Below are 3,337 nucleotides of genomic sequence, written 5' to 3' on the forward strand. Positions count from 1 at the left end.
CCTCTGTTGTGAAAATGGCGGTCCATGGCGCGGCTGTTTTTACCAGGCCGCGATTGCCGGCCCAGCAGCGATATTCTGGCGACAGCCAGAATGCGGTCAGGACTGTGAGGACTGTCGAATTCAGCCAGCGATCTGCCCATGTCGGTAGGCCAGCAGCGCTGGCTGTTTCCGCTGCATGTGCTGGCGTCCATGGACAGACAGTTTCTGGCGTCGTGGTCGCCATCCATTCTGCCAGGCCTTGGTCATTGAATATTTTCGCAGCGCCGTAGCTTGGTCGCATGGCCACGTCCTGCTGCGTCCAGAACGGGGCAACTGGCACGCCACGGAGAACGGTCGGTATATTTTCTCCCAGGAGCCCAGTTAGTTGCATACGTTTTTCCCAGTCGAGCTGATTAATACGAAATTCACATATTGCCTGTTTGTAAAAAAATGTTAGAATGAGAAATCCCAATAGCCCTATAAGGATTAATTCAAGCATCCCCCTATCGTGTTATTAAATCATTGTGGGGGCAACAATACCGCAGAGGCTACTCGGCGCCCTATTTTGCTGGCTGTGATTTAGAAGAAACGGTAGGCCCTACAATGCAAGCGTCTGCTAGTTGGAGAACAATTGGCTACGGTGGCACAATGGCGCTAATTGATATGTTTATATTATCTGCTTTGAAGGCGAAGGCCCTCGGCATATTCGATGGTGTATGGATTGTTGCACTATCGATGTTAGTATATTCATTTCAGCCTATTATCTTTCTGAAATCAATGCAATTTGAAACACTCACTGTGATGAATCTCTTCTGGGATCTGGCGAGTGATGTTCTTGTTACCCTATCGGGTCTATTTGTGTTTGGTGAACAGCTGACGCCTCGCCGCTGGCTTGGTGTTGCACTCTCCTTCGTCAGTCTTTGCTTGCTGGGATGCTAGGGCGTTTTCTCCTGGTATGTGCTGTCATGCGCTTTCTCTGAATTGGGGTGATTGCATGGTGACGGGTTGTGCGCCTGCGGCGGGGCTGCGAGGCTTTTGGTGACTCTGTCACCATCGCTGCTGGCTGCTCGCTGCCAGCAGCCAGCAGCAAAGCATCCACCGCAGCCTCCATGCCAGCATCGAGCTCACCTGTCGCCAGTGCAGCAGTGAAAAATCCCAGCCCATCCGCAGCCTTCATCTTCGCCAGCAGCAACTCCTCAATCTCATCCACATCCTTCATGCTCCCAGATAGGTGCTTCCATGCCCACTCCCAGGCATGCCTATAGACATCAAGAGAGACCCCTTCCCCAAATGCAAGCGCAGGATTCTCATAAAACCCGAAATCAACGCCGACTGTCTTGAACTCAATCCCAGAAGTATCAGCCAATTCCTTTTCTGCCAGCATCTCGAGAATAGCAACACATCCGTAGAAATGATTCTGGAATCGAAGAAGATCCGCCTTTCCAGACTCAACTGCTGCTGCCAGCTCTTTTTCAAATGTCGCCAGAAATGTGGCGCTGGCCATTTACTAGGCTAATGGAACATTCGGAGCGCCTACTGGGCGCGTCGCCGCGCCCCCTATGCTGGCGCCTGCCAGGTAGCACTGTTCACACCGACTGGGGCACCACCAGCTGGCCTACCCAGAGGCCGCTCATATACTGGCTTGATGCCAGCGTGGGCAGTCATCCCCCCTGGCATAGGAACTGGCCATGCAGCAGCAGAAGCCTCCGCTGTCGGCTGCACCGGCACAACACCGCCATGAGGATAGACACGGGACTCATCATAGTAGGATTCAGCACCGAATTTATCCTGTTTAGTTGGATTATTGAAGAGCCTGCCAGACCGCTTCCATAGTTCAGAATCATTCTGGGCCCTGCAGTAATATGGCCCCGTACGAAGAAGAGCCTGGGGCATTGCCAGTTCACTCACTATAGGGTTATCAGACGGTGCATTTGACCTGGGGACAGTGTAATTTGCCTTGTACATTGTGGACTGGGGGCTCACAATATACTGTGTGCTAGTGCACCAGCGATCGAGCTTGTGATCCAGTGTACGAAGACTGCTCTCGGCGTCAATTGCAGCGGAATAACGACCGGGTGCGTAGAACTCCCCACCAGATGGGAATACCATGTCGCGAGGAGGAAGAGGTGCAACCTCTGCAGGTCCACTCGTCACATACTTCTTGCAGACCTTCGTCAGTGGCCTAAAATCAGTCGGCAGACTCACAACCCTATCAGGCAGAATATGACGGAGAACTGCGGTGGGGTCCCAGTGGGATTTAATACAAATGGGCGGGAAGAGATCGCCCTTCGGTTCATCAAATGGCATGCGACTAGGTGCAGCACCTTCAGTATGTGCAGGGCGCAGCATTATTTCCTTATTTGAGGCCAGTGAAATAATTTCGAGACTCATCAGCGCTCACAAACTAGAATTGCAGAGACCCAGGTGTGATCACAACATTCGGTGCGGTCGTCATTGCCCCAGGACTCATCTGACTGACCTGCTCATCTATCTGGAAAACAGCATCCCAGTTTGTGAAGTCGAAGTCGAAAGGGAAGAAGACCTCCAGTGGTGTCAAATCATCCAGAAGAAGCCTGAATTCGAGCTTGTCCAGCTTCCCCAGAGGTGGACTAAATTTCACCGGATTCTGAATGATTGTCTGTGCAACACCGAGGAAGTCCTGTCCAATAGTGAGGATCTTGCCCATCACATATTTTGTCTGCCCTGTAGTGTCATTTGATATAGTATAATCCTCATTGCTGGCGACGTCCATTGTGTTGAATGACCGGTCAAGATTCAACTGGAGATATGTGTTCTGCGTGGGGAATGAATTGATATCTGCATTAAACTGGAGATATGCAATGAAACTACTAATGTTCGTATAGACGGGATCTATAATGCCGAGCTTATATGCTAGCGTATTTGTCACGTAATCCACTGGGAGACATGCATAATAGGTATTACGGAGCCACTGACTCACTATTCTGCAACACTCGGATTCGGTCCCACTGAAGGATTCAAACGGCGATGACGCACGGAGAACTCTCTCGCGCGTGAAGAATTCCACACCCGCGGTTGTATTTGTTATGAAATTATTCTCTGTCAGGCGCTTCAGTGCAGGGGGGAGTACCTTCGCATATTTCGTATTAATATATCCATTGACGCCCTCTTGCGTGCAGCGTAATATTCCATTCACTGTGGATGTATTCTGCAGATATGCCAGACCGACTGATACATAATAGCTGCTGTAGTAGTCGAGCATATTTGTCGCCAGGAATGTGTAGCCGCCGAATGAGGGAGCGATTCCATCGCCTACAGTGTGCTGTTTGGTCAGTTCCATGTTGCATTCCATAATACGATGTGCGAACTCTGCCTCATA

Annotated in this window: 4 protein-coding genes; 1 reads left to right on the forward strand and 3 read right to left on the reverse strand. The window is 50.7% G+C overall.

The window, feature by feature from the left end:
• Positions 1-478, reverse strand: a 478-nt coding sequence (locus ACIQ67_RS20990) for a hypothetical protein (RefSeq protein WP_397536316.1), incomplete at its 3' end; no start/stop codon positions are given.
• 104 nt (positions 479-582) lie between these two features.
• Here ACIQ67_RS20990 and ACIQ67_RS20995 point away from each other — a divergent pair.
• Positions 583-918, forward strand: a complete 336-nt coding sequence (locus tag ACIQ67_RS20995; RefSeq protein WP_397536317.1) for a hypothetical protein — start codon at positions 583-585, stop codon at positions 916-918.
• On the opposite strand, the gene ACIQ67_RS21000 is transcribed toward ACIQ67_RS20995, so the two are convergent.
• Positions 893-1,483, reverse strand: coding sequence for a hypothetical protein (locus ACIQ67_RS21000; RefSeq protein WP_397536318.1), 591 nt, complete (start codon positions 1,481-1,483; stop codon positions 893-895). The genes ACIQ67_RS20995 and ACIQ67_RS21000 overlap by 26 nt on opposite strands.
• 900 nt (positions 1,484-2,383) lie before the next feature.
• Positions 2,384-3,298 (reverse strand): hypothetical protein, encoded by a 915-nt coding sequence (locus ACIQ67_RS21005; protein ID WP_397536319.1) that lies wholly within the window; start codon positions 3,296-3,298, stop codon positions 2,384-2,386.
• Positions 3,299-3,337 lie beyond the last annotated feature (39 nt).

Source organism: Roseateles sp., from assembly GCF_044373315.1.
Lineage (GTDB): Bacteria > Pseudomonadota > Gammaproteobacteria > Burkholderiales > Burkholderiaceae_C > JACDQM01.

Coding starts and splice junctions, on each gene's coding strand:
- ACIQ67_RS20995 (WP_397536317.1), top strand. CDS start 583: ATGCAAGCGTCTGCTAGTTGGAGAACAATTGGCTACGGTGGCACAATG.
- ACIQ67_RS21000 (WP_397536318.1), bottom strand. CDS start 1,483: ATGGCCAGCGCCACATTTCTGGCGACATTTGAAAAAGAGCTGGCAGCA.
- ACIQ67_RS21005 (WP_397536319.1), bottom strand. CDS start 3,298: ATGGAACTGACCAAACAGCACACTGTAGGCGATGGAATCGCTCCCTCA.